The sequence below is a fragment of the Nitratireductor sp. J20-h4 genome, from assembly GCF_056780505.1.
This window is the reverse complement of sequence record NZ_CM165557.1, coordinates 1,507,295-1,527,777: the sequence shown is the minus strand read 5'-3', so window position 1 is coordinate 1,527,777 and position 20,483 is coordinate 1,507,295. Positions and strand designations below refer to the sequence as shown.

Below are 20,483 nucleotides of genomic sequence, written 5' to 3'. Positions count from 1 at the left end.
CTTCGTTAACCGGAACCGGCGGCTTGCAGGCGGCGCGCGACCGCCCTATCAACGGCCCACCGGCACGCGGGAGGAACGACATGGCGGGTCTTCATCTGGAGGAATTCGAGGTCGGCGCGGTGATAAAACACACGCTGCGCAAGACCGTCACCGAAAGCGACAACATGCTGTTTTCGGTGATGACGCTCAATCCGCAGCCGCTGCATATCGATTTCGACTTCGCCGCCAGGAGCGAATGGGGCAAGCCGCTGGTCAACTCGCTGTTCACGCTCGGCCTGATGATCGGCATCTCGGTGCACGACACCACGCTCGGCACCACGATCGGCAATCTGGGCATGAGCGAAACCAGCTTTCCCCACCCGCTGTTTCACGGCGACACGGTGCGCGTGGAAACGGAAATTCTTTCGGTGCGCGACTCGAAATCGAAACCGGACCGCGGCATCGTGGAATTCGAGCACCGTGCCTTCAACCAGGACGACGTGCTGGTGGCGCGCTGCGTGCGGCAGGCGATGATGCTGAAAAGGAAGGCGGCCTGACATGCGCTCGCTGCTTTTCGTTCCCGGAGATTCGGACAAAAAACTGCAAAAGGGCCTGGGTTCGGGCGCCGACGCGGTGATCGTGGACCTGGAGGATTCGGTGGCACCGGCCAACAAGAAGGCCGCGCGCGAGACGGCGGCCGCATTCCTGGCCGAGGCGCGCGCGGGCGACGCGCCGCTGATTTATGTGCGCGTCAACGACTTTTCGACCGGCCTGACCGACGACGATCTTGCCGCCGTGATCGCCGGCCGGCCCGACGGCATCATGCTGCCCAAATCGACCGGCGGCGGCGACGTGGCGCGGCTTTCGACCAAATTGCGCGTGCACGAGGCCGAGGCCGGGCTTCAAGACGGCGCGACCCGCATCCTGCCGCTGATCACCGAGACCGGCGCCGGGCTGCTCGCCGCCGGCAGCTACACACCCGACCTGCCGCGGCTTTCCGGCCTGACCTGGGGCGCGGAGGACCTTTCGGCCGATATCGGCGCGCACAGCGCGCGCGACGAAAACGGCCGCTTCACCGACGTGTTCCGCCTCGCCCGCTCCATGACCCTGCTTGCCGCGGCGGCCGCCGAGACACCGGCGATCGACACGGTGTTCGTCGATTTTCGCGCCCTCGACGCGCTCGAGGCCGAATGCGTGGAAGCCGAACGCGACGGTTTTACCGGCAAGCTGGCGATCCACCCGGCCCAGGTGCCGGTGATCAACGCCGCCTTCACCCCGTCGGCCGAGGCGGTCGCGGAAGCAGAGGCGATCGTCGCCGCCTTCGCCGGAGCCGGCGATGTCGGCGTGGTCGGCATCGACGGCAAGATGTTCGACCGGCCGCATCTGCGCCGCGCCGAAAGGCTGCTTGCCCGCGCGCGCGCTGCCCGGCGCGCGGACGGATAAGCCCCGGCGCGCAAGCACCGCACAAGCCCGAGATCGACCGCCTGTGGTCTAAAATCACCCGAAGGCGCAGCGAATACTGTCCTGCCGGGCCGATTTACATTGCCTGTTCAACAGTTATTATCGCGGCGAACAATTTTGGGGATTTCGATGAAAAAACCCTTGTTCCGCCCGCTACACGACCGCGTCGTCGTCCGCCGCATCGAGGCCGACGACAAAAGCGCCGGCGGCGTCATCATCCCCGACACGGCCTTGGAAAAACCGCAGCAGGGCGAGGTGGTGGCGGTCGGCAGCGGCAGCGTGAGCGAAAGCGGCGCGGTGCGGCCGCTCGACGTGCAGGCAGGCGACCGGGTGTTGTTCGGCAAATGGTCGGGCACCGAGGTCACGCTGGACGGCGAGGAATTGCTGATCATGCGCGAATCCGACCTTCTGGCCGTGGTCGGACTGCCCGGCAGGCCGGGCACGGGCTCGGGCGGTCCCGGCGGGGAATAGCCGGCGCCGCGCGTCAAGGAGCGATCGATGCTTTCAAGCCTGCCGAAGCTCGCCGACCGCTCCTTTCTGATCGGCTATCTGGTGCCGGCCGCGCTTTTTCTGGCAGCGTTCGCCAGCCTGTTTTCCGACTGGCCGGGCCTCGTGGAGCCGCTCGGGCTCGGCGGCGAAGCCGACGGGCTGGAGGTGCTGGCCAAGGCGGCGATCAGCGTGTGGCTGTTCGCGATCGTCCTGTCGCTGCTCAACACCGTGCTTTACCAGGTCGAGGAAGGGTATCGGCCGCCGGTCGCCTGGCTCGGCTTTCTCAAGCGGCGCGCCCTGGCGCGGCACGACGCGGCCAAACACGAAATCGACACGCTCGCCGCAGCCTGGAAGAAGGCCGGCAACGCCTATCCGAAGGCGCTGCAGGACCGGCACGACCAAAGCCTTCAGCATTTCGTCGCGCATTACCCGTCCGACCGCGATCTGGTGCTGCCGACACGGTTCGGCAATACGATCCGCGCCTTCGAGGATTATTCGCGCGCGCTTTACGGCGCCGACAGCATTCCGCTGTGGATCCACCTGACCACCGTCATTCCCAAGGACTTCCTGGAAAACGTCAACGATGCGCGCACCCATGTGAACAGCCTGCTCAACATCGTCGTGCTGGCAACGATGTTCGGCGTGCTCGCCCTGGCGCGTTACGTCGCCAGCATGCCGTGGGCGGACTTCATGGCCGCGGACCTGGCGTTTATGCTGTCCGGATCGCAGGCCGGGTTCCTCCTCTACGCGATCGCGGCCACCGTGACGGCGTGGCTGGCCTACGAACTGGCGATCGAGCGCAGCGTCGCCTGGGGCAGCCTGGTCAAGGCCGCCTTCGACTGTTTCCTGCCGGATCTGGGGCAAAAACTCGGCGCAACCACACCGCAAGCGGCGGCCGACCGCGAGGCGTTCTGGGTGGGCGTCAGCCGGCAGGCGATCTATAACCGTCCGCGTCCGCAACAAGCGCCGGCGACCAAAAAACCGGCCGCCCGCGCCGGCAAGACCAAGACCGCCCGGGTCCGCTCGACGGCCGGCGGCGCAACAAAAAAGCAAAGCGCGCCGGCGAAAAAAAGCGCCAGAACCGGGACCGCCAAGGCCAAGGCCGGCGGCAGGAAAAAAACCGCGGCCGGTTAGAGGCGCTCAATCCTGCCGCCAGCGCGGGCGGCGCATGGCGAAGGTCTCGGTGACGGCGGCATAGTCCATGTAACCCAGCCGGGAGACGGTTTTGGCGCGCGCGACGTCGAACAGGCCCTCGGTCAGGAACGCCTCGTCGATATGGATCCCGACCACCTCGCCGACCACCACATGCACGCCGGCCGGCTCGCCCGACAGGCCTTTCGGTTCGAGAATGTCGGTTACCTTGCATTCGAGCGCGGCATGCGCCTCGGCGACACGCGGCACCGCGATCAGCCGGCTAGGCGCCGCGGTCAACCCGGCATAACCGAACTCGCTGGTGCCGCGCGGGGCGTCGACGGCGCTGGCGTTCATCTTTTCGGCCAGGTCCAGCGTGACGAGATTGGCGACGAATTCGCCGGTTTCGGCGGCGAAGGTGGCGCTGTCCTTACGGCCTTCGGAGGAAAACCACACCAGATGCGGATGGGAGGACAAGGCATTGAAGAAGGAATAGGGCGCCAGGTTGAGCGCGCCGTCGGCGCCGAGGCTCGATATCCAGCCGATCGGGCGCGGCGCGACGATCGCCTTGAAGGGGTCGTGCGGCAGGCCGTGGCCGTTTTCGGGTTCGTAAAACATCATGCGTTCTCCCAGGGGCCTGCATAGTCGGACATGATCGCCGACGGCTCCGGTCGCGGCCTGTCGGTGGTGGCGCCGGGATGGCTGCCGATATGAACGAAACCGACCACCCGCTCGTCGGGGGCGAGCCCGAGCAGCGCCCGCCCCCGCGGCGTATCGGAATACCAGTTGGTGATCACATTGGCGCCGTAACCGAGCGCGCTGGCCGCATGGATCAGGTTCATCGCCGCCATGCCGCCGGACACGAGCATCTCCCATTGCGGGATTTTCGGATTGGACCTGGGCACGGACACCACACCCACGACCAGCGGCGCGCGTGAAAACCGCGTTCTTTCCTGCTCGCGGCGGGCCTCGCTCAGCGGCCCCTCGCGCTCCTCGGCGAGCGCGGCCAGCCCCTCGCCGACCCGCTTACGCGCCTCGCCGCGGTAAAGAATGAAGCGCCACGGCTCCAGCCGGCCATGGTCGGGAACGCGGCTGGCTGCGCGGATCATCTGCTCGATCTCCGATTCGCGCGGCCCGGGCTCGGCGAGTTCGGCAATCGGCGGCGATTTGCGGGTCAGAAGAAAGTCGATGATCGATGATGCCAAGGCTTTGTTCCTGTTGTTGAAAACGGATGCTGCGGGCGCGCGCGTCCGGCTGCGGAAAACCGGCCTTGAAATTGCCATCCGCCTGGGTTTGATGGCAAGCCATGAGCGAGGGGATTTCCGCACTGTTCACCCGTCTGTGCCTTTTGGCCGCGCTGACGGCTGCCGCCACGCCGGCCGGCGCACAGGACGCGCCCGATCCCGAACTGAAGCTCTCCCTGCCGGGGCTGAGCGGCTATGCCCCGACATCGGGCGATCAGCCACTGGCGGCAACCGCAAGCGGTGAAGTGACCCTGGAAGCCAAGCTGACGGAGGATGCGCCGGAACTGTCGCGCGGCCTGGTGTGGCGGGTGTTCAAGCCGGAGCCGGCCGCCGACGGCAAATTGCCGCTGGTCGCACAGGGTCAGGGCGGCACCAGCGCGTTTTCGCTCGAGCCGGGCAGCTATCTCGTGCATGCCGCCTTCGGGCGCGCCGGCGCGACCAAGCGCATCAAAGTCGGCGCCACGCCCAGCCGCGAAACCTTCGTCTTGGATGCCGGCGGGCTGAAGCTCGACGCGATCCTTTCGGGCGGCGTGCGCATTCCGCCGGCGAAGCTGCGGTTTTCGATCTACGAGGCGGCCGAGGACCCCGACGGCGACCGGGCGCTGATCATTCCCAATGTCAGCCCCAACACGGTGGTGCGGCTCAATGCCGGCACCTATCACGTCGTGTCGACCTATGGCGCGGTCAACGCCGTCATTCGCTCCGACATAAGGGTCGAGGCCGGCAAGCTGACCGAGGCGACCGTCGAACACCGGGCGGCGCAGCTGACGATGAAGCTGGTGCGCGACGCCGGCGGCGAGGCGATCGCCGACACGTCGTGGTCGGTGCTGACGGGGTCCGGCGATCCGGTGCGCGAAAATGTCGGCGCCTTCGCCTCGATGGTGCTGGCCGAAGGCGACTATACCGTCATCGCCAAGAACCGCGAGCGCATCTACCAGCGCGACTTCACGGTGGTGGCCGGCCGCAACCAGGACGTCGAGGTGATCGCGGCCGAGGATCTGGTCCCGACCCGCGACGCGGCCTCGAAGGCCGAGATCGTGGACTAGAGCCGTTCTGCTTTTCGCGGTATCGCAGACCGGCCCTAACTTACTGTTCTGAAGCGCTATTGAACGGCGGACCGGCTTCCACTTCGCTGGAAAATCTCTAGTCGACGCGCTCGCCGTCACGCAGGCGATAACTCGGCTGGTACATGGTCACCAGTTCCTCGGCGGCGGAGGGGTGAACGGCCATGGTGCGGTCGAAATCCTCCTTGGTCAGCCTGGCCTTGACGGCGATGCCCAGAACCTGCGCCAATTCGCCGGCGTCCGGCCCCAGAACGTGCGCGCCGACGACGCGGCGGCTGTCGCCGTCGACGACCAGCTTCATCATCATCTTTTCATCGCGGCCCGACAGCGTGTGGCGCATCGGCCGGAAGCTCGCCTTGTAGATCTCGACATGGCGGAAGCGCTTGACCGCCTCGTCCTCGGCGAGCCCGACCGTGCCGATCTCTGGTTGCGAAAACACCGCCGTGGCGACGTCGTCGTGGTCTGGACGGGTCGGATTGTCCTTGAAGACGGTTTCCACGAAACACATCGCCTCGTGGATCGCCACCGGGGTGAGCTGCACCCGGTCGGTGACGTCGCCGATGGCGTAGATATTGTCGACATTGGTGCGCGAGAACTGGTCGACCGGAATCTCGCCGAGCGGCCCGACGGCAACGCCGGCCGCCTCGAGCCCCAGGCCCTCGGTGTTGGGCGTGCGGCCGAGCGCCAGCATCACGGTGTCGACCACCAGATGGCCGTTATCGAGAAGATGGGCGTCGAGCCGGCCGTCGGGGCGCCACTCGATCCGGTCGAAGATCGTATGGCACAGGATGCGGATCCCCTTTTTCTCCATGGTCTCGTGCAGCATGCGCCTGAGATCCATGTCGAAACGGCCGAGAATCTCCTTGCCGCGATAGACCAGCGTGGTCTCCACGCCGAGCCCGTGGAAAATATTGGCGAACTCGACCGCGATGTAACCGCCGCCGGCGATCGCGATCGAGCGCGGCAGGGTGTCGAGATGGAAGGCCTCGTTGGAGGAGATACACAGTTCGTGGCCGGGCAGCGCGGCATGCGGGTTGGGCTGGCCGCCGGTGGCGATCAGGATGGTGGCGGCGGTGACGGTGCGGTCGAGCCCGACAAGGCGCACGGTGTTGCGGTCGACCAGTTCGGCCCGGCAGTCGAAGATTTCCGCGCCGGCATTGTCGAGCCCCGTGCGGTAGAGCCCTTCCAGCCGTGCGATCTCCCTGTCCTTGTTGGCAACAAGCGTCGGCCAGTCGAAACTGGCCTCACCCACGCTCCAGCCATAGCCGGCCGCGTCCTCGAAATGCTCGGGAAACTGCGAGGCGTAGACGAACAGCTTTTTGGGCACGCAGCCGCGAATGACGCAGGTGCCGCCATAGCGGTATTCCTCCGCGATCGCGACCTTCTTGCCCAGCGAGGCCGCGACGCGCCCGGCACGCACCCCGCCCGAACCGCCGCCGATCACGAACAGATCGTAGTCATAGCTGGCCATAAAACTGCCTCGAAACAGATCGGTTGGAAAAACGCCTACACCGGCGGGCGCATGACAGGAACGCCGCCTATGCTCCCCAAACCGGGTAAGGCGGAAAAATCCGGCGCCCGCGCGACGACAGGGTCAGGCAAGGGCGCCGGATGCGGCGCGCGACGGTCGGCGGACACAATCAGTCGGACGCCGCGGCCGGATCGGCGGGGGCGGCGTTTTCGGCCGCCTCGGACTTCTTGTTCAGCGCCTCGTTGACCGCCACGGCCAGATCGCGGGCCAGGCCCTTCTGCCAGATGTCGGCGGCCTGAAGCACGTCGCGGGTCACCAGCGGCGATTTGGTCTTGAACGCGATGCCGCCCGGCGAGGTGTAGAAGGCGGCGATGGCGTTGAGCTCTTCCTCGGTGAAGTTGCGCGCATAGGCGAGCGCGGCTTCCTTTTCGAGATCGCCGCGGCGCGGGGCGAGCTTGAGCGCCTCCGCGTCGACGGTCTCAACGATGACGTCCTGGAGATTGGGATCCTTCTGGATCAGTTCGCCCTTCAGCGACTGCGCCGCACCCGGCAGGATGAAGTCGAACTCTTCCGTCGCGCCGAGCGAATCGATGGCGGCGCGCGCCGCCTTGAGATGGCTTTCCGACACGTCCTGCGAGAAGGCCGGCTGTGTCGCCGCCAGAAACAGGGTCGCCCCGAAGGCAACGGCCAGGCGGCGGGCATGGATCATGGATGTCATCACTGACAGAACTCCCTTTCTATCGGGTGGCTTTGATGGTGCTCACGCCGTTTTCGCCGGCAATGATAGCAACGCTTGCGAGATCGAGAAACAATCCGTGTTCGACCACGCCGGGAATGGCGTGAAGGGCACTGGAAAGCGCTCTTGGATCGGGAATGCGGCCAAAAGATGCATCCAGGATCATATGGCCGCCATCGGTCATGAACGGCGCGTCGCCGCCGCCGCGCAGCGCGACCGGGCCGGACAGGCCGAGACGGCTCGCGGCGTTCTCGATCGCGATGCGGGTCGCGGCGAGGCCGAAAACATTGACCTCGATCGGCAGCGCGAACCGGCCCAGCATCTCGACCAGCTTGGCGCTATCGGCGATCACCACCATGGCATCGGAGGCAGCTGCGACGATCTTTTCGCGCAGGAGCGCGCCGCCGCCGCCCTTGATCAGGGCAAGGTCGGGGCCGATCTCGTCGGCGCCGTCGACGGTGACCGACAGGCGGGGGGCGGCATCCAGCGTCGTCAGCGGCACGCCGAGCTCGCCGCACAGACGCGCCGTGCGCTCGGAGGTCGGAACGCCGACGACAGTGAACCCCTCGGCGACGCGCGCGGCAAGCAGGCGCACGAACTCCTCCGCCGTCGAGCCGGTGCCGATACCGATGGTCGCACCGTCTTCGACATAGGCGAGCGCGGCGCGCGCCGCCTCGATCTTCAGCAATCGTGCGTCCATGAATCCAGCCTGTCAGCCCGTTGTGGCGCTGATCTAGCACTTCCGATCCGATGGTCAAAGAGCGCGGCGGCACGCCAAGCGCGACGAATTGCCTTGTCGGCAATGACGGCACGGGCTATCGCCGGGTTTCGCCACGCCCGCCGGCCGACAGCGAGGAGCCCGCCCCCATGAAGCGCCCGTCCCCCGTCATCGTGTTCGATCTCGACGGCACGCTGGTCGACACAGCGCCGGACCTGATCGCCAGCCTCAACCACGCGCTCGCCGATCACGGGCTCGCCCCGGTCAATCCGGCCGCAATGCGCGCCTTCGCAGGCCTTGGCGGCAAGGCGATGATCGAGCGCGTGCATGCCGAGCGCCGCCTGCGGCTCGAGCCGGAGACCACGGCGTCGATGGTCGCGACGTTTCTGGCCCACTATGCCGACACGATCCCCGGCACCTCCCTGCCCTATCACGGCGCAATGCCTGCGCTGGAACGGCTGTCGGCGGCCGGCTTTTCACTGGCGGTGTGCACCAACAAGCCGCAGGCGATGACCGAGCGCCTGCTGGAGGCGCTGGCATTGGGCGGGCATTTCTCGGCCGTGTGCGGGGCCGACCGGTTTTCGTTTCGCAAGCCGGACCCGCGCCACCTGACCGAAACCATCGCGCTCGCCGGCGCCGACCCGCAACACGCCGTGATGGTCGGCGATTCGCGCAACGACGTCGCCACCGCCAAGGCGGCCGGCATTCCGGTGGTTGCCGTCGAGCACGGTTATTCCGACATTCCGGTGCGCGCGCTGGAGCCGTCGCGGGTGATTTCGCATTTCGACGAGCTGACGCCGGCGCTCGCCCGGCGGCTGATCGACGGCACGCTCGACGGCTGAGTGACGTTACCATTTCTGGCATGAACGGTAAGAATAATCGACCAATTTCATTTTATATATGGATGAATTTCTGATATTGTTCACTTTGAGTACTACTTTCAGAATTTGGGAGGAGTTTGATGAAATACATGCTTCCTGCCTTCCTGACGTTCGTACTGACATTATGCTTAGGAACAACCGCGGCACAGGCAAAGACCTACAAGGGATATTGGGACAACAATCCCCAATGGAGCTCAACCCTTGATTTTCTTGGAGAAAAGCGTCTGACCTATTGCTTCCAAGGACAATGTCACACCACAAGATACTCCGGTTCAAGCAAGGGAACCGTCCGCTTCAACTGGGGAGCTGCGAAATTTAGGCTCGAATGGAACGGCAGTGGCTACACCGCGAGGCGAAGTGGCAGCGGCTTCAGCAACACCGGTTTCCTCAAATAATCCGGCAAGGATGGCGGTGATTTCTGAAACAGGTGCCGATGACGATTGTGGCCGCACATACCGGCACCTGTTGCGCTTGACTTTGCAAAGCCTCCGCCTCTATATCGCCGCCTGTCGCGGGGCCCAGGCCCCTGCGGGCGCGTAGCTCAGCGGGAGAGCATTCGCTTCACACGCGAAGGGTCACAGGTTCAATCCCTGTCGCGCCCACCATTTTTCCTCGGACGAATTCAGCCAAAATTCCTGCCCGCGCCGGCGGGCACGCTTAGCGCGCCGTTTCAAACGGTGCCGGGGCGCGGCGCACCCACGGTCACGACTGCGCATGGTTAACCAGACGCTTGTTTTAGCGTTCTCTTAACCCTGTGCGTGCATTTTTGGCGGCGTTCAATAGTATGGGTTGCGTATCATGCGTTCGGGTTTGGCGGTTGTGGGCGGCGTCGTGGCCGCGCTTTTGTTGTCCGGCTGCGCCAACGCGCCGAAAAAGCTCGCCGCCGGCGAGCGCCCCGGCCTGGCCTTCGCGGAGGAACGCGCGCCGGCCGACACCGAGCAAAGCCCGCAGATCGCCATGCTGAGGCCCGACCAGCTGCCGCGCGCGCTTGGCGGGCTGGCCGGGCGCACGATCCGCGTCGCGCGGGTCGCCGACATCGCCCTGCGGCCGGGCGAAGTGGTGCTGACCTTCGACGACGGGCCGATCCCCGGCCGCACCGACACAGTGCTCGACATACTCGACCGTTTCGGGGTCAAGGCGACGTTCTTGATGGTCGGGCAGATGGCCAACGCCTACCCCGCCACGGCGCGCAAGGTGGCCGCGCGCGGCCACACGGTCGGCACGCACACGCAGGGCCATGCCAATCTCGCCAGCCTCAGCCATGCCAGCGCGCAGGCACAGATCGACCGCGGCCGCAAGAGCGTGGCGGCCGCGCTCGGCCCCTACCGCGCGGCGCCGTTCTTCCGCTTTCCCTATCTCGCCTCCACCGCCGCGCTGCGCAAAAGCCTTGCCGCCCAGGGCGTGGTGGTGATCGACGCCAGCATCGATTCCAAGGACTATTTCAAGAGCGGGCCGCAGGCGATCCGCGCCCGCACGCTGACGCGGCTGCGCCAGCGCGGTTCCGGCGTCATTTTGATGCACGACATCCATCCGCGCACGGCGGCGATGCTGCCGGGCCTGCTCGCCGACCTCAAGGCCGGCGGTTACAAGGTGGTGCATCTCAAGCCCGGCGCGGGCGGCGGCCTGCTGGTCGCCTCGGCGCAGACCGACTGAGGGCGGATTCCGGCGGCGCCCGCGCCCGCCGCGCTTCGATCCCGCGACCGTCTTGCCGTGCCGCGTTCCCGCACGGCACAAGGCACGTCAGCCGGCTGGCTGGCGCACCGCCGCAATCGCGTCCAGCGCCTTTTGCACCCGGCTGTCGCGGTCATAGACGTCGGCATGATAGGCGACCTTGCCGTCCTGATCGGGCCAGGCGGTGAAGTAGGCGACATAGACCGGGATCTTGCGGGTGATCTTTTCGGAAGAATGACCGGCGCCGATCTTGGCCGCGACGTAGTCGACCGGCTTGTCGAGCACCGCGGCGGCCATGCCGCGCGGGTCGGCAAGGCGCACGCAGCCATGGCTGAAAGCGCGCGTGTCGCGCTCGAACAGGTTCTTGGACGGCGTGTCGTGCATGTAGATGGCGTGCTTGTTGGGAAACAGGATTTTCAGTTCGCCGAGCGCGTTGCTGGAGCCCGGACGCTGGCGCACGTTGAACGGCACCTTGCCGCCATACTGGCCCCAATTGATCGCGGAGGAAGAGATGCGCCGGCCACGGGCATCGGTGACCTCGTAACCGGCCCGGTCGAGATAGGCCGGGTCGCGGTAGAGCTTGGGCAGCATCTCGTTGACGATGATCGATTGCGGCACGCCCCAATAGGGATTGTAGTCGATCTGCTCGATCTCGTCGTAAAAGAAGCTGGTCTGATTGGATTTCTTGCCCACGACCACCCGCATGGAAAGCGTGTCGCGATTGCCTTCGACATAGGTCGCGGTGAAGGCGGGCTGGTTGATGAAGACACGCGGACTGCCGAGATCGGACGGGTGCCAGCGCAGCCGCTCAAGCGCGTATTCGACCTTGGCGATACGGGCGGCCCTGGATTCGCCAGCAAAGGCGGCGACCGTGCGCGGGCCGATAATGCCGTCGGCGCGCAAGCCCTTGAACGCCTGCGCGGCCTTGACCAGCGGCACCAGTTGCTCGTCGTAAAGCTCGCTGTCCTTGGAACTTTCCAGCAAAGTTGCGTGCTCGGTGCGAAACGCCTCGTCGGTCTCGCGCGCGAACAGGGCGAGCATTTTTGGCAGTTCGGGGCTCGACTTGCCCGGCCGCAACAGCAGCTTCGGGTCGACGACAATGTCGTTTTCCGCGCTCGCGCGCAGCGCCTCCAGCTCGACGCGCAGCGCCGCGAAGCGTTCGTTCTGGGGATGGCGCGATTCCAGATAGGCGCGGACGTCCCGGGTATGAGCGAGGCGGTCGAGCACCTTTTTCAGGTCGAGCGGCTTTTTGGGAAAATCGTGGTAGCCCGACAGTCGATTGGGGTCGACACGGCCCGACCAGGCGTCGCGCACGTAACGCAGCACCTTTGCCGACAGCGCCATCTCGAAACGAATCAGCTCGGCGTTGCGGGCGGCCATCTGGTCCATCGAAAATCCCGGCGCCGGCATGGTCACCGCGTAGTCGGCCGGCTCGAGCCCGAAATCGGCGGCCGCGCCCAGAACCCGCACGGCCTCGGCCGCGCGCCCGTTGGGGCTGAAGCCGGAGACCCAGATGAAGGCCCGCTTGTCGCCGTAATGCGCCGTCAGCGCGGCGGCCACGTCCTGATAGGCACGCAGGTCGAAATCCTCGAGACCGCCGATCGCCTCGTCGAAGAGCCCGCCGTCCAGCGAGGGTTCGAAGCTCGCCGGTCGCGGCGCCTCGATCAGGTCGGAAAAAGACACCTTCTCCAGCTTGTCGGGGCGGTAGGCGTAATAGGACGGCGCGGAAATCTTGACCCGCTTGACGCGCTTTTTCGGTTTTGCCGGCTCGGGCCGCACGTCGCGCTCGCGCCGCTCCTTGATGCCGCCGCCGAACAGTCTCTCAAAGAAATTCTGCGCGTCGGCCGGCACCGGCGCCATCATCATGGCGGCGGCGAGAAAAGAAGCCGGATAGGCCAGCAATCGACGGCGGTTTGTGTACATCACCCTGCCCTTGGTCCCGTTTAGTGTCCTGGTTGCCCGTCCGTTTCAACGCGTCCGGTCCCGGATGCGACCGTTTGGCGGCAGAATCGAACCGTAGCGCCGCATTATGGCAACAGCAAATGCCGGAGCCTTGGCCCGACGGCGATAAAATTTCTGTTATGTTTTTCGCACAGACGCCCGCAACGGCCACGCCCTGTCGCAGCGGGAACGCTTCGCATGGACTTTTTCTCCCGCAGCGACAATAAACCGGCGACTATCCGCTGTCAGCCGAAGCGAGGAACATGCGCATGAGCGATCCGGTGCTTGCCGATCTTTTCCCCCTGTCCGCCGACCAGACGCCCTATCGCAAGCTGAGCGACGACCATGTCGGCGTCGACAGGTTTCGCGGCCAGGAGATCCTGACCGTCGAAACGGAGGGGCTGCGGCTTTTGTCGGAAGCCGCGTTCGCCGATATCAACCATCTGTTGCGGCCCGGCCACCTGAAACAGCTCGCCGCGATCCTGGACGACCCCGAAGCGACCGACAACGACCGCTTCGTTGCCTACGATCTGTTGAAGAACGCCAATATCGCGGCCGGCGGCATCCTGCCGATGTGCCAGGATACCGGCACCGCGATCATCATGGGCAAGAAGGGGCGCCGGGTGTGGACGGAGGGCGGCGACGCCGAGGCGCTGGGACGCGGCGTGCTCGACGCCTACGAGAAGAAGAACCTGCGCTATTCGCAGCTCGCGCCGGTGTCGATGTTTCAGGAAAAAAACACCAAAAACAACCTGCCGGCCCAGATCGAGCTCTACCAGGAAGGCGAAGACGCCTACAAATTCCTGTTCGTGGCCAAGGGCGGCGGCTCGGCCAACAAGACGTTTCTCTACCAGGGCACGCCGTCGCTGCTCACCCATGACCGGCTGATCGACTTTCTGAAGGAAAAGATTCTCACCCTCGGCACGGCCGCCTGCCCGCCCTATCACCTGGCGGTGGTGATCGGCGGCACGTCGGCGGAGATGAACCTGAAAACCGTGAAGCTCGCCTCCACACGCTATCTCGACGGCCTGCCGACGGCAGGCAGCGAGACCGGGCACGCCTTCCGCGACCTGGAGATGGAGGCCGAAATCCACAAGCTCACCCAGCAGATGGGCGTTGGCGCGCAGTTCGGCGGGAAATATTTCTGCCACGACGTGCGCGTCATCCGCCTGCCGCGCCACGGCGCCTCGCTGCCGATCGGGCTCGGCGTGTCGTGCTCGGCCGATCGCCAGGCGCTGGGCAAGGTGACGCGCGAGGGCATTTTCCTGGAAGAGCTGGAAACCAATCCGGCGCGCTACATGCCCGATATCGACGAGGACAGGCTGACGGCGCATATGGTCAGGATCGACCTCAACCGGCCGATGGACGAGATCCTGAAGGACCTGTCGCAACACCCTGTCAAGACAAGGCTTTCGCTCAGCGGACCGATCATCGTCGCCCGCGACCTGGCCCACGCCAAGATCCGCGAGCGGCTGGAAAAGGGCGAGCCGATGCCCGACTATCTGAAAAACCATCCGGTCTATTATGCCGGCCCGGCCAAGACGCCGAAGGGCTACGCGTCGGGCTCGTTCGGGCCCACGACCGCCGGGCGCATGGACAGTTTCGTCGACCAGTTCCAGTCCTTTGGCGGGTCGATGGTGATGCTGGCCAAGGGCAACCGCTCGCGCCAGGTGCGCGAGGCCTGCGCGGCCCATGGCGGGTTTTATCTCGGCTCGATCGGCGGGCCGGCGGCGCGACTGGCCCAGGACTGCATCAAAAAGGTCGAGGTGCTCGAATATCCCGAACTCGGCATGGAGGCGGTGTGGCGCATCGAGGTCGAGGACTTCCCCGCCTTCATCGTAATCGACGACAAAGGCAACGACTTTTTCAAGGAACTCAATCTCGGCTGAAGGCCGGCATCGCAACGATTTGCTTACCGGGGTTGGGCGATAGTCGCGGCGGGGCGCGCGGGGCGTGGGCTGCGGCCGTCGCTTGACCGTTCGGGCCGCGATTGCATGATGCGGCACAAGGGCGAAGCGAGGGCGCGCGGCGTTCCGACTTTCATTGGGATGGGTGACATGGGTAAAATCGGGCTTGGGATCAAGGCGGCGCTGGCCGCGGCTTTCATGATGGTGGCGCCGGGTTCCCCGCTGGTCGGCACGGCGGCGGCGGAAAGCCTGTTCGCGCGCATCATCCGCGGCGGCCAGCCGCGTGTCGAGCACGGCACCAGGAATTCCGACAAATCGCCGATCCCGCGCGAGACGGTGCGCTATGACGGGCCGCACGGCAAAGGCACGATCATCGTCAATACGTCCGAGCGGCGGCTCTATTATACGCTCGGCAATGGCAGGGCGCTGAAATACGCCGTCGGCGTCGGCCGCCAGGGTTTTACCTGGGCGGGCACCAACCGGGTTTCGCGCAAGGCCGAATGGCCGGGCTGGACGCCGCCGCCGCAGATGATCCGGCGCGAGGCGCGCAAGGGCCGCAAGCTGCCGGCCCACATGCCCGGCGGCCCCAACAATCCGCTCGGCGCGCGCGCGCTCTATATCGGCTCGACGCTCTACCGCATCCACGGCACCAACCAGCCGTGGACGGTCGGCCAGGCGATGTCGTCGGGCTGCATCCGCATGGCCAATGACGACGTCAAGCATCTCTACGAGCAGGTGGGGGTCGGCACCAAGGTGGTGGTGGTGCGCTGAGCAGCGCCGTTTACGGGAGGCAGTGATGAAAAAGGGCTACAAGGCGCTTCTGGACGAGGCCAATGCGGTGGTGAAGGCGCTGGCGCCGGCCGAGGCGGCGCCGCTACTGGCCCGCGACGACGTCGCCTTCATCGACATTCGCGACCCGCGCGAACTGGAACGCGCGGGCCGCATTGCCGGCGCGCATCACTGCCCGCGCGGCATGCTGGAATTCTGGATCGACCCCGAAAGCCCGTATCACAAGGCGCTGTTTTCCTCCGGCAAGCATTTCGTGTTTTTCTGCGCCGGCGGCTGGCGCTCGGCGCTTGCGGCCAAGACCGCACAGGACATGGGGCTGGACAGGGTCAGCCATGTCGAAGGCGGTTTCAGCGCGTGGAAGGAAGCCGGCCTGCCGCACGAGCCCGGCACGCCGAAGGGCTGACGCGTCCGAACCGGTCGCGATATCAGTTTGCCAGCGCCGGTTCGCGGGCGCCGGCGACGAAGCCGGTCAGTTCGGCCAGCACGCCGGGGCCGGCCAGGATGCGGCGGTGGCCGAGGCCGGGCGCCCAGACCAGGCGCACATGCTTGCCCGCCCGGCCATAGGCCCTGGCGTTTTCGGCCGGCACCTCCTTGTCGCAGGGCGCGTGCAGGACGAGGGTCGGGCATGGATGGCGGGCGAGTTGGTCGGCGCCGACATAGTCTTCCAGCGGACGGCCGGTCAGCCTTTCCACATGCGCGAACAACGCGGTCTGGGTGCGCGGGCCGAGATCCAGCATACGGCCGAACTCGGCGAAGAAGGACGGCATGGAATTGGGCGCCGCGATCAAGACCAGCCGCTCGGCCGCCAGCTTCTCGACACCACGGACCGCGCCGGCGAGGGCGTGGACGGCGACGGCGCCGCCGAAGGAATGGCCGATGACGGCGTCGAAGGGACCGAACCAGGCGCCAGCGAGGGACGCCGCGGCGACGGCGTTGGCCATGTCGAGCCGGCGGCCGCTCGACTTGCCGTGGCCGGGCAGGTCGAGGGCGATCACCCGTGCGCCGTCGCGGCGCAGGGCGTCGACGATCGCCGCCATGTGATCGCTGCGCGATCGCCAGCCATGGATAACAAGCACGGCGCGGCGGCGCCCGGTGCCCGGCGGCGGGCGAAAATCATGCGCGACGACCCAGCCCGACGGGGTGGTCAGCCGGTGCAGGCGCGCCTCGGCCATGAACGGCGCCGCCTGGTCGAGCGCCCGCCGCTCCCCGGGCGAAACCCGGTTCGGATGCGGGGTGCGGCAGAAAAGCGCGAAGGCGGCGCGGCCGGCGAGCCGGGGCGCGATATGGTCGGCGATGCGGAAGGCGGTACGGATGACAGTCAACGGAAATGATGCCATGGTGGGCCACCGGAAATTAGTTCAGCCATGAACATTATTAGTTCAACGATGAACAAAAAACAAGACCTGCCGTGGGACAACCCGCGCTTTCGCAACTGGATCGCCGTGGTGCGCGCCGAAAAGGCGGTGGTGCGCGCCCTGTCGAAGGCGCTGGCGCCGCTCGATCTGAAGCTCGCGCAGCTCGACATGCTGATGAATCTCTACCGCCATCCGGGCCAGTCGCAGCACGATCTGGCGCGGCGGCTGCTGGTGGGACGCTCCAACATCACCATGTTGCTGCCGCAGCTCGAATCGCAGGGGCTGGTACGGCGCGAGAGCGATTCGTCGGACAAGCGCGTCATGCGGCTTTATCTGACGCGGGCCGGCGAAGAGCGGCTTTTAAAGGCGCTCGCGATCTATACCGAGCTGATCGACACCGTCATGGCGCAATCCTCGCCGGCCGAGTGCGACGCCATGGGCGAGCAGATGCGCCGCATCGTGGAAACGCTGGCCGAGACGTGAGGCGGCACGCGCCGCGTGCCCGTGGCCGCAGGCCGGCCGTCACGAGACCGCCGGCGCATTCGCCGACAAATAGGCGCGCGGCGAGGTGCCCAGCATGCGCTTGAACATGGTGGTGAAGGCGGCCACGCTCTCATAACCCAGATCGAGCGCGACGGTGGTCACCGCCTCGCCTTCCGACAGGCGCGGCAAGGCGGCGAACAGGCTCGCCTGCTGGCGCCACACCGACAGGCTGAGCCCGGTCTCGCGCTGGAAGCGCCGGGTGAAGCTGCGCCGGCTCATGCCGGTCTCGCGCGCCCAGTCGTCGATGGTCACGGCCGGGGTCGGCGCGTCGAGATAGCGCCGGCACAGCGCCGCAAGACGCGGGTCGCTGGGAAACGGCAGACCGAGCGGCAATTCCTCAAGCCGCGGAATCTCGTGCAGGATCAGGTCGAGCAAGAGCGCGTCGCGGCCGCGCGCGCCAGGGATATCGCCAATCGCGACGGCTTCGCCCATCAGGCTGCGCATCAGGCCGGTCATGGCGACGACGCGCAGCGACACCGGCAGGCCGGCGATCGCGGCCGGCCGGACATAGGCCGACTGCATGCGCACACCGCCAAGCATATCAACGGCATGGGTAATGCCGGCGGGAATCCACAGCGCCTGGCCGGCCGGCACCATCCAGCGACCGGCATCGGTGACGGCGAGCACGACGCCGGCGCGCACGTGAAGCAGTTGCGAGCGGCCGTGCCGATGCGCCGCCACGCGGTGTCCGTCCGGATAGGCGCTCGCCAGCGCCACGACCGCGCTCTCGGCGCGTTCGATCAAGGCGCGCCGGTCATCGTCGTAGCGTTGCAGACTATGCGCTCCAGAAGTCGCAGAGGGCGCGCCGTCGCGCATGGTTCGTCCTTCCCGTCGTCGGCCTAGTGCTGGCCCACTTGCAAAACAAATAGACCAAACCAGCAAAGAAGGTCACGGCCAGCCGCTCTATAACCATTCGGCCACGATGCCGCGCCGCTGGCCAGAAGGAGTTCGTCTTGGCCGACACCATCGCCTCCCCCGCCCGGCTCGCGCCCGAGCGAACCGTCTACGCGGTGATTCTGGCCGTCAGCTTCTGCCATCTGCTCAACGATGTGATGCAGTCGCTGCTGGCTGCGCTCTATCCGATGCTGAAAGGCGATTACGGTCTCGATTTCTGGCAGATCGGCCTGCTGACGCTCGCCTTCCAGGTCACGGCCTCGCTGCTGCAACCGCTGGTCGGCATCGTCGCAGACCGGCGGCCGATGCCGTATTCGCTGTCGGCCGGCATGGGCTCGACGATGATCGGGCTGCTGCTTCTGGCGACCGCCGGCAGCTATGGCCTGCTTTTGCTGGGCGCGGCCTTCGTCGGGCTCGGATCGGCGATCTTTCACCCCGAATCCTCGCGCGTGGCGCGGCTTGCCTCGGGCGGGCGTTATGGCCTCGCCCAGGCGCTGTTTCAGGTCGGCGGCAATTTCGGCACCGCGATCGGCCCGCTTCTGGCCGCCTTCATCGTGGTGCCGCGCGGCCAGGGCTCGGTCGCCTGGTTCTCGGTGGCCGCGATGATCGGCATGGTGATCCTGTGGCGCGTCGGCGGCTGGTATTCGGCCTATCAAAAGCGCGCCGCGTCGCGACCGGCCGCGCCGACGATGCTCGACCTGTCGCGCCGGCGGGTGATGCTGACGCTGGTGGTGCTGATCGTGCTGGTGTTTTCCAAACATGTCTACCTCGCCTCGATCAGCAGCTATTACACGTTCTTCGTCATCGAGCGCTTCGGCGTGTCGGTGCAGGACTCGCAGGTTCTGCTGTTCATCTTCCTGGGCGCGGCGGCGGCCGGCACCATCCTCGGCGGGCCGATCGGCGACCGGTTCGGCTCCAAGACGGTGATCTGGTTCTCGATCCTGGGCGTGCTGCCCTTCACGCTCGCCTTGCCCTATGCCAGCTACGCCTGGACACCGGTGCTGACCATCCTGATCGGCCTGATCCTGTCGTCGGCCTTCCCGCAGATCGTGGTGTTCGCGCAGGAATTGCTGCCGGGCCGGGTCGGCATGGTCGCGGGGCTGTTTTTCGGCTTCGCCTTCGGCCTCGGCGGGCTCGGCGCGGCGGTGCTGGGCGTCGTCGCCGACGCCAAGGGGATCGGTTATGTCTATACGGTGTGTTCGTTCCTGCCGCTGCTCGGGCTGTTGACGATCTTCCTGCCCGATCTCAAACAGCGCCGGTAGGGCCGGTGGCGGGCCCGGGCGCACAGCAACCACCCGCCCCGGCCTCCTGTATCGGCGGGCACGGCACCGTGCCGTAGGAACAAAAAACGCAGCAGTCGCCGGCAAGCGGCCGCAACAGCCGGCCGCAACCGCCGCATTCGTGGAAGAACACGCAAGCGTCGAGCGGCATTCGATGTGTGTGGCGACCGCCGCAATACGGACAGGTCAGCGTGGAAAGGAGCGTAGCCACCCTAGGGCCTCGCCCGCGCCGGATAGCCGGCGTCGGTCGTTGCCGCCGTCAGCAGGTCAGGGCCGGTGGTGTCGTCGTCGAAAACGACCGTGGCCGTGCTGTCATCGAGCGAGACCGAGACGTTTGTCACGCCGTCGACCCCGAGCAGCGCCTGGCGCACGATATAGGGGCAGGTCGCGCAGTACATATTGTCGATATCGAGCACGACGGTCCTTTCGGCGGCCAGCGCCGGAAACGTCAGTGCGAGCATGGCCGGAATGAGCAAGTGCCGGAGCGCCATGGAAAATCTCCCGTTCAAAGCCCGAGCAGGGCGGGCGCGAAGACGTCAAAGGCGAGCGCGGCCGCGACCAGCGCCAGAGCGGTTGCGAACGCGGCATTCAGGAATTTTCGCGGAACCGGACGGGCGCAGGCCTCATCCAGTCCACAGCGCCGGTCGCGCCGCATGCGCCAATAGCCGTAGCCGAGCGAGAGCGCCGCGACGCCGAGGAAAAGCGGCTGATAAGGCGCAAGCGCCGTCAGCCTGCCGATCCAGGCCCCGCCGATGCCCAGCATGAAGAGCGCGAGCGGCACGATGCAGCACGCCGTCGCCGCCGTCGCGCCCGACAGCGCGCCAACGGCCGCCCAAAACGATCCCGGCCGCGCGCCCGTGGCCTCCAATTGCGCCATGTCGTGATGTGCCTGTTTGCTCGACATGTGGTAACGCTAAATGCTGTAGCGA

24 protein-coding genes and 1 tRNA gene are annotated in these 20,483 nt (G+C 66.3%); 14 read left to right on the top strand and 11 right to left on the bottom strand.

From position 1 onward, the window contains the following. Positions 1-80 precede the first annotated feature (80 nt). The 4 genes from ACT2B0_RS07460 (at position 81) to ACT2B0_RS07445 (ending at position 3,063) form a co-directional block, all read left to right on the top strand. Positions 81-536 carry a MaoC family dehydratase gene (locus ACT2B0_RS07460; protein ID WP_473463142.1) on the top strand — a complete coding sequence of 152 codons (456 nt, stop codon included), beginning with the start codon at positions 81-83 and terminating at the stop codon, positions 534-536. 1 nt (position 537) lies between these two features. Then, on the top strand, positions 538-1,422 hold the full coding sequence (locus ACT2B0_RS07455; protein ID WP_473463140.1) for an HpcH/HpaI aldolase/citrate lyase family protein: 885 nt from the start codon (positions 538-540) through the stop codon (positions 1,420-1,422). A 147-nt stretch (positions 1,423-1,569) separates the two neighbouring features. Continuing rightward, positions 1,570-1,911, top strand: coding sequence for a co-chaperone GroES (locus tag ACT2B0_RS07450; protein WP_473463138.1), 342 nt, complete (start codon positions 1,570-1,572; stop codon positions 1,909-1,911). Positions 1,912-1,938: 27 nt separating this feature from the next. Further along, positions 1,939-3,063, top strand: a complete 1,125-nt coding sequence (locus tag ACT2B0_RS07445; RefSeq protein ID WP_473463135.1) for a hypothetical protein — start codon at positions 1,939-1,941, stop codon at positions 3,061-3,063. 6 nt (positions 3,064-3,069) lie between these two features. Here ACT2B0_RS07445 and ACT2B0_RS07440 read toward each other — a convergent pair whose 3' ends face one another. Both ACT2B0_RS07440 and ACT2B0_RS07435 read right to left on the bottom strand, forming a co-directional pair. Then, positions 3,070-3,678, bottom strand: coding sequence for a flavin reductase family protein (locus tag ACT2B0_RS07440; protein WP_473465843.1), 609 nt, complete (start codon positions 3,676-3,678; stop codon positions 3,070-3,072). Beyond that, entirely contained in the window at positions 3,678-4,265 is a 588-nt protein-coding gene (locus tag ACT2B0_RS07435) for a nitroreductase family protein (RefSeq protein WP_473463133.1), read from the bottom strand. The genes ACT2B0_RS07440 and ACT2B0_RS07435 overlap by 1 nt, the downstream gene beginning before the upstream one ends. Before the next feature lie 101 nt (positions 4,266-4,366). Here ACT2B0_RS07435 and ACT2B0_RS07430 point away from each other — a divergent pair, with 101 nt between their 5' ends. Next, positions 4,367-5,350 carry a hypothetical protein gene (locus ACT2B0_RS07430; protein WP_473463131.1) on the top strand — a complete coding sequence of 328 codons (984 nt, stop codon included), beginning with the start codon at positions 4,367-4,369 and terminating at the stop codon, positions 5,348-5,350. A 97-nt stretch (positions 5,351-5,447) separates the two neighbouring features. Here ACT2B0_RS07430 and gor read toward each other — a convergent pair whose 3' ends face one another. From gor to rpiA, 3 genes are all read right to left on the bottom strand, one after another. Continuing rightward, on the bottom strand, positions 5,448-6,839 hold the full coding sequence (gor, locus tag ACT2B0_RS07425; protein ID WP_473463128.1) for a glutathione-disulfide reductase: 1,392 nt from the start codon (positions 6,837-6,839) through the stop codon (positions 5,448-5,450). 169 nt (positions 6,840-7,008) lie between these two features. Beyond that, complete coding sequence (locus ACT2B0_RS07420) at positions 7,009-7,557, bottom strand: DUF2059 domain-containing protein (protein ID WP_473463126.1); 549 nt, start codon at positions 7,555-7,557, stop codon at positions 7,009-7,011. A 19-nt stretch (positions 7,558-7,576) separates the two neighbouring features. Further along, positions 7,577-8,275: a ribose-5-phosphate isomerase RpiA gene (gene rpiA / locus ACT2B0_RS07415; protein ID WP_473463118.1), complete on the bottom strand. Its 699-nt coding sequence runs from the start codon at positions 8,273-8,275 to the stop codon at positions 7,577-7,579. Positions 8,276-8,442: 167 nt separating this feature from the next. Between rpiA and gph the strand changes: the two genes are divergently transcribed. From gph to ACT2B0_RS07395, 4 genes are all read left to right on the top strand, one after another. Beyond that, positions 8,443-9,135, top strand: coding sequence for a phosphoglycolate phosphatase (gene gph, locus ACT2B0_RS07410; RefSeq protein ID WP_473463115.1), 693 nt, complete (start codon positions 8,443-8,445; stop codon positions 9,133-9,135). Between the two features lie 119 nt (positions 9,136-9,254). Beyond that, positions 9,255-9,569 carry a hypothetical protein gene (locus tag ACT2B0_RS07405; RefSeq protein ID WP_473463112.1) on the top strand — a complete coding sequence of 105 codons (315 nt, stop codon included), beginning with the start codon at positions 9,255-9,257 and terminating at the stop codon, positions 9,567-9,569. A 135-nt stretch (positions 9,570-9,704) separates the two neighbouring features. Beyond that, a tRNA-Val gene (locus ACT2B0_RS07400) sits at positions 9,705-9,779 on the top strand. Positions 9,780-9,972: 193 nt separating this feature from the next. Next, entirely contained in the window at positions 9,973-10,827 is an 855-nt protein-coding gene (locus ACT2B0_RS07395) for a polysaccharide deacetylase family protein (RefSeq protein WP_473463110.1), read from the top strand. An 87-nt stretch (positions 10,828-10,914) separates the two neighbouring features. Here ACT2B0_RS07395 and ACT2B0_RS07390 read toward each other — a convergent pair whose 3' ends face one another. Further along, a complete protein-coding gene (locus ACT2B0_RS07390; protein WP_473463107.1) occupies positions 10,915-12,768 on the bottom strand; it encodes a L,D-transpeptidase family protein in 1,854 nt (617 codons plus the stop codon). Between the two features lie 287 nt (positions 12,769-13,055). Between ACT2B0_RS07390 and ACT2B0_RS07385 the strand changes: the two genes are divergently transcribed. The 3 genes from ACT2B0_RS07385 to ACT2B0_RS07375 all read left to right on the top strand — a co-directional run bounded on the left by ACT2B0_RS07385 (position 13,056) and on the right by ACT2B0_RS07375 (position 15,885). Beyond that, on the top strand, positions 13,056-14,675 hold the full coding sequence (locus ACT2B0_RS07385) for a fumarate hydratase (RefSeq protein WP_473463105.1): 1,620 nt from the start codon (positions 13,056-13,058) through the stop codon (positions 14,673-14,675). Between the two features lie 168 nt (positions 14,676-14,843). Then, on the top strand, positions 14,844-15,464 hold the full coding sequence (locus ACT2B0_RS07380; RefSeq protein ID WP_473463102.1) for a L,D-transpeptidase: 621 nt from the start codon (positions 14,844-14,846) through the stop codon (positions 15,462-15,464). Between the two features lie 25 nt (positions 15,465-15,489). Beyond that, positions 15,490-15,885, top strand: a complete 396-nt coding sequence (locus ACT2B0_RS07375) for a rhodanese-like domain-containing protein (RefSeq protein ID WP_473463100.1) — start codon at positions 15,490-15,492, stop codon at positions 15,883-15,885. 22 nt (positions 15,886-15,907) lie between these two features. Here the strand turns inward: ACT2B0_RS07375 and ACT2B0_RS07370 are convergent, their stop codons facing one another. Further along, positions 15,908-16,819, bottom strand: a complete 912-nt coding sequence (locus ACT2B0_RS07370; RefSeq protein ID WP_473463097.1) for an alpha/beta hydrolase — start codon at positions 16,817-16,819, stop codon at positions 15,908-15,910. A 48-nt stretch (positions 16,820-16,867) separates the two neighbouring features. Between ACT2B0_RS07370 and ACT2B0_RS07365 the strand changes: the two genes are divergently transcribed. Next, positions 16,868-17,320, top strand: a complete 453-nt coding sequence (locus ACT2B0_RS07365) for a MarR family winged helix-turn-helix transcriptional regulator (protein ID WP_473463095.1) — start codon at positions 16,868-16,870, stop codon at positions 17,318-17,320. A gap of 39 nt (positions 17,321-17,359) precedes the next feature. Here the strand turns inward: ACT2B0_RS07365 and ACT2B0_RS07360 are convergent, their stop codons facing one another. Then, the gene (locus ACT2B0_RS07360) at positions 17,360-18,196 is read right to left on the bottom strand and encodes an AraC family transcriptional regulator (RefSeq protein WP_473463093.1); all 837 of its coding nucleotides are present in this window, start codon (positions 18,194-18,196) and stop codon (positions 17,360-17,362) included. 137 nt (positions 18,197-18,333) lie between these two features. Between ACT2B0_RS07360 and ACT2B0_RS07355 the strand changes: the two genes are divergently transcribed. Further along, complete coding sequence (locus ACT2B0_RS07355; protein ID WP_473463092.1) at positions 18,334-19,536, top strand: MFS transporter; 1,203 nt, start codon at positions 18,334-18,336, stop codon at positions 19,534-19,536. Here ACT2B0_RS07355 and ACT2B0_RS07350 read toward each other — a convergent pair. Genes ACT2B0_RS07350 through ACT2B0_RS07340 form a run of 3 tightly spaced genes read right to left on the bottom strand, consistent with a single transcriptional unit; the run spans position 19,520 to position 20,431 of the window. Then, positions 19,520-19,765, bottom strand: coding sequence for a GDCCVxC domain-containing (seleno)protein (locus ACT2B0_RS07350; RefSeq protein WP_473463089.1), 246 nt, complete (start codon positions 19,763-19,765; stop codon positions 19,520-19,522). The two genes, ACT2B0_RS07355 and ACT2B0_RS07350, sit on opposite strands and share 17 nt — an antisense overlap. A 1-nt stretch (position 19,766) precedes the next feature. Beyond that, a complete protein-coding gene (locus tag ACT2B0_RS07345; RefSeq protein WP_473463087.1) occupies positions 19,767-20,045 on the bottom strand; it encodes a heavy-metal-associated domain-containing protein in 279 nt (92 codons plus the stop codon). A 14-nt stretch (positions 20,046-20,059) separates the two neighbouring features. Then, a complete protein-coding gene (locus ACT2B0_RS07340) occupies positions 20,060-20,431 on the bottom strand; it encodes a mercuric transporter MerT family protein (protein ID WP_481658466.1) in 372 nt (123 codons plus the stop codon). Positions 20,432-20,483: the final 52 nt, after the last annotated feature.

What these genes read in the sequence shown, in the direction of transcription:
- ACT2B0_RS07340 (WP_481658466.1), bottom strand. Translation starts at nt 20,431, where the DNA reads ATGGCGCAATTGGAGGCCACGGGCGCGCGGCCGGGATCGTTTTGGGCG.
- ACT2B0_RS07420 (WP_473463126.1), bottom strand. Translation starts at nt 7,557, where the DNA reads ATGACATCCATGATCCATGCCCGCCGCCTGGCCGTTGCCTTCGGGGCG.
- gph (WP_473463115.1), top strand. Translation starts at nt 8,443, where the DNA reads ATGAAGCGCCCGTCCCCCGTCATCGTGTTCGATCTCGACGGCACGCTG.
- ACT2B0_RS07345 (WP_473463087.1), bottom strand. Translation starts at nt 20,045, where the DNA reads ATGGCGCTCCGGCACTTGCTCATTCCGGCCATGCTCGCACTGACGTTT.
- ACT2B0_RS07430 (WP_473463131.1), top strand. Translation starts at nt 4,367, where the DNA reads ATGAGCGAGGGGATTTCCGCACTGTTCACCCGTCTGTGCCTTTTGGCC.
- ACT2B0_RS07445 (WP_473463135.1), top strand. Translation starts at nt 1,939, where the DNA reads ATGCTTTCAAGCCTGCCGAAGCTCGCCGACCGCTCCTTTCTGATCGGC.
- ACT2B0_RS07455 (WP_473463140.1), top strand. Translation starts at nt 538, where the DNA reads ATGCGCTCGCTGCTTTTCGTTCCCGGAGATTCGGACAAAAAACTGCAA.
- ACT2B0_RS07390 (WP_473463107.1), bottom strand. Translation starts at nt 12,768, where the DNA reads ATGTACACAAACCGCCGTCGATTGCTGGCCTATCCGGCTTCTTTTCTC.
- ACT2B0_RS07405 (WP_473463112.1), top strand. Translation starts at nt 9,255, where the DNA reads ATGAAATACATGCTTCCTGCCTTCCTGACGTTCGTACTGACATTATGC.
- gor (WP_473463128.1), bottom strand. Translation starts at nt 6,839, where the DNA reads ATGGCCAGCTATGACTACGATCTGTTCGTGATCGGCGGCGGTTCGGGC.
- ACT2B0_RS07375 (WP_473463100.1), top strand. Translation starts at nt 15,490, where the DNA reads ATGAAAAAGGGCTACAAGGCGCTTCTGGACGAGGCCAATGCGGTGGTG.
- ACT2B0_RS07395 (WP_473463110.1), top strand. Translation starts at nt 9,973, where the DNA reads ATGCGTTCGGGTTTGGCGGTTGTGGGCGGCGTCGTGGCCGCGCTTTTG.
- ACT2B0_RS07380 (WP_473463102.1), top strand. Translation starts at nt 14,844, where the DNA reads ATGGGTAAAATCGGGCTTGGGATCAAGGCGGCGCTGGCCGCGGCTTTC.
- ACT2B0_RS07440 (WP_473465843.1), bottom strand. Translation starts at nt 3,678, where the DNA reads ATGTTTTACGAACCCGAAAACGGCCACGGCCTGCCGCACGACCCCTTC.
- ACT2B0_RS07460 (WP_473463142.1), top strand. Translation starts at nt 81, where the DNA reads ATGGCGGGTCTTCATCTGGAGGAATTCGAGGTCGGCGCGGTGATAAAA.
- ACT2B0_RS07360 (WP_473463093.1), bottom strand. Translation starts at nt 18,196, where the DNA reads ATGCGCGACGGCGCGCCCTCTGCGACTTCTGGAGCGCATAGTCTGCAA.
- ACT2B0_RS07370 (WP_473463097.1), bottom strand. Translation starts at nt 16,819, where the DNA reads ATGGCATCATTTCCGTTGACTGTCATCCGTACCGCCTTCCGCATCGCC.
- ACT2B0_RS07385 (WP_473463105.1), top strand. Translation starts at nt 13,056, where the DNA reads ATGAGCGATCCGGTGCTTGCCGATCTTTTCCCCCTGTCCGCCGACCAG.
- rpiA (WP_473463118.1), bottom strand. Translation starts at nt 8,275, where the DNA reads ATGGACGCACGATTGCTGAAGATCGAGGCGGCGCGCGCCGCGCTCGCC.
- ACT2B0_RS07365 (WP_473463095.1), top strand. Translation starts at nt 16,868, where the DNA reads ATGAACAAAAAACAAGACCTGCCGTGGGACAACCCGCGCTTTCGCAAC.
- ACT2B0_RS07450 (WP_473463138.1), top strand. Translation starts at nt 1,570, where the DNA reads ATGAAAAAACCCTTGTTCCGCCCGCTACACGACCGCGTCGTCGTCCGC.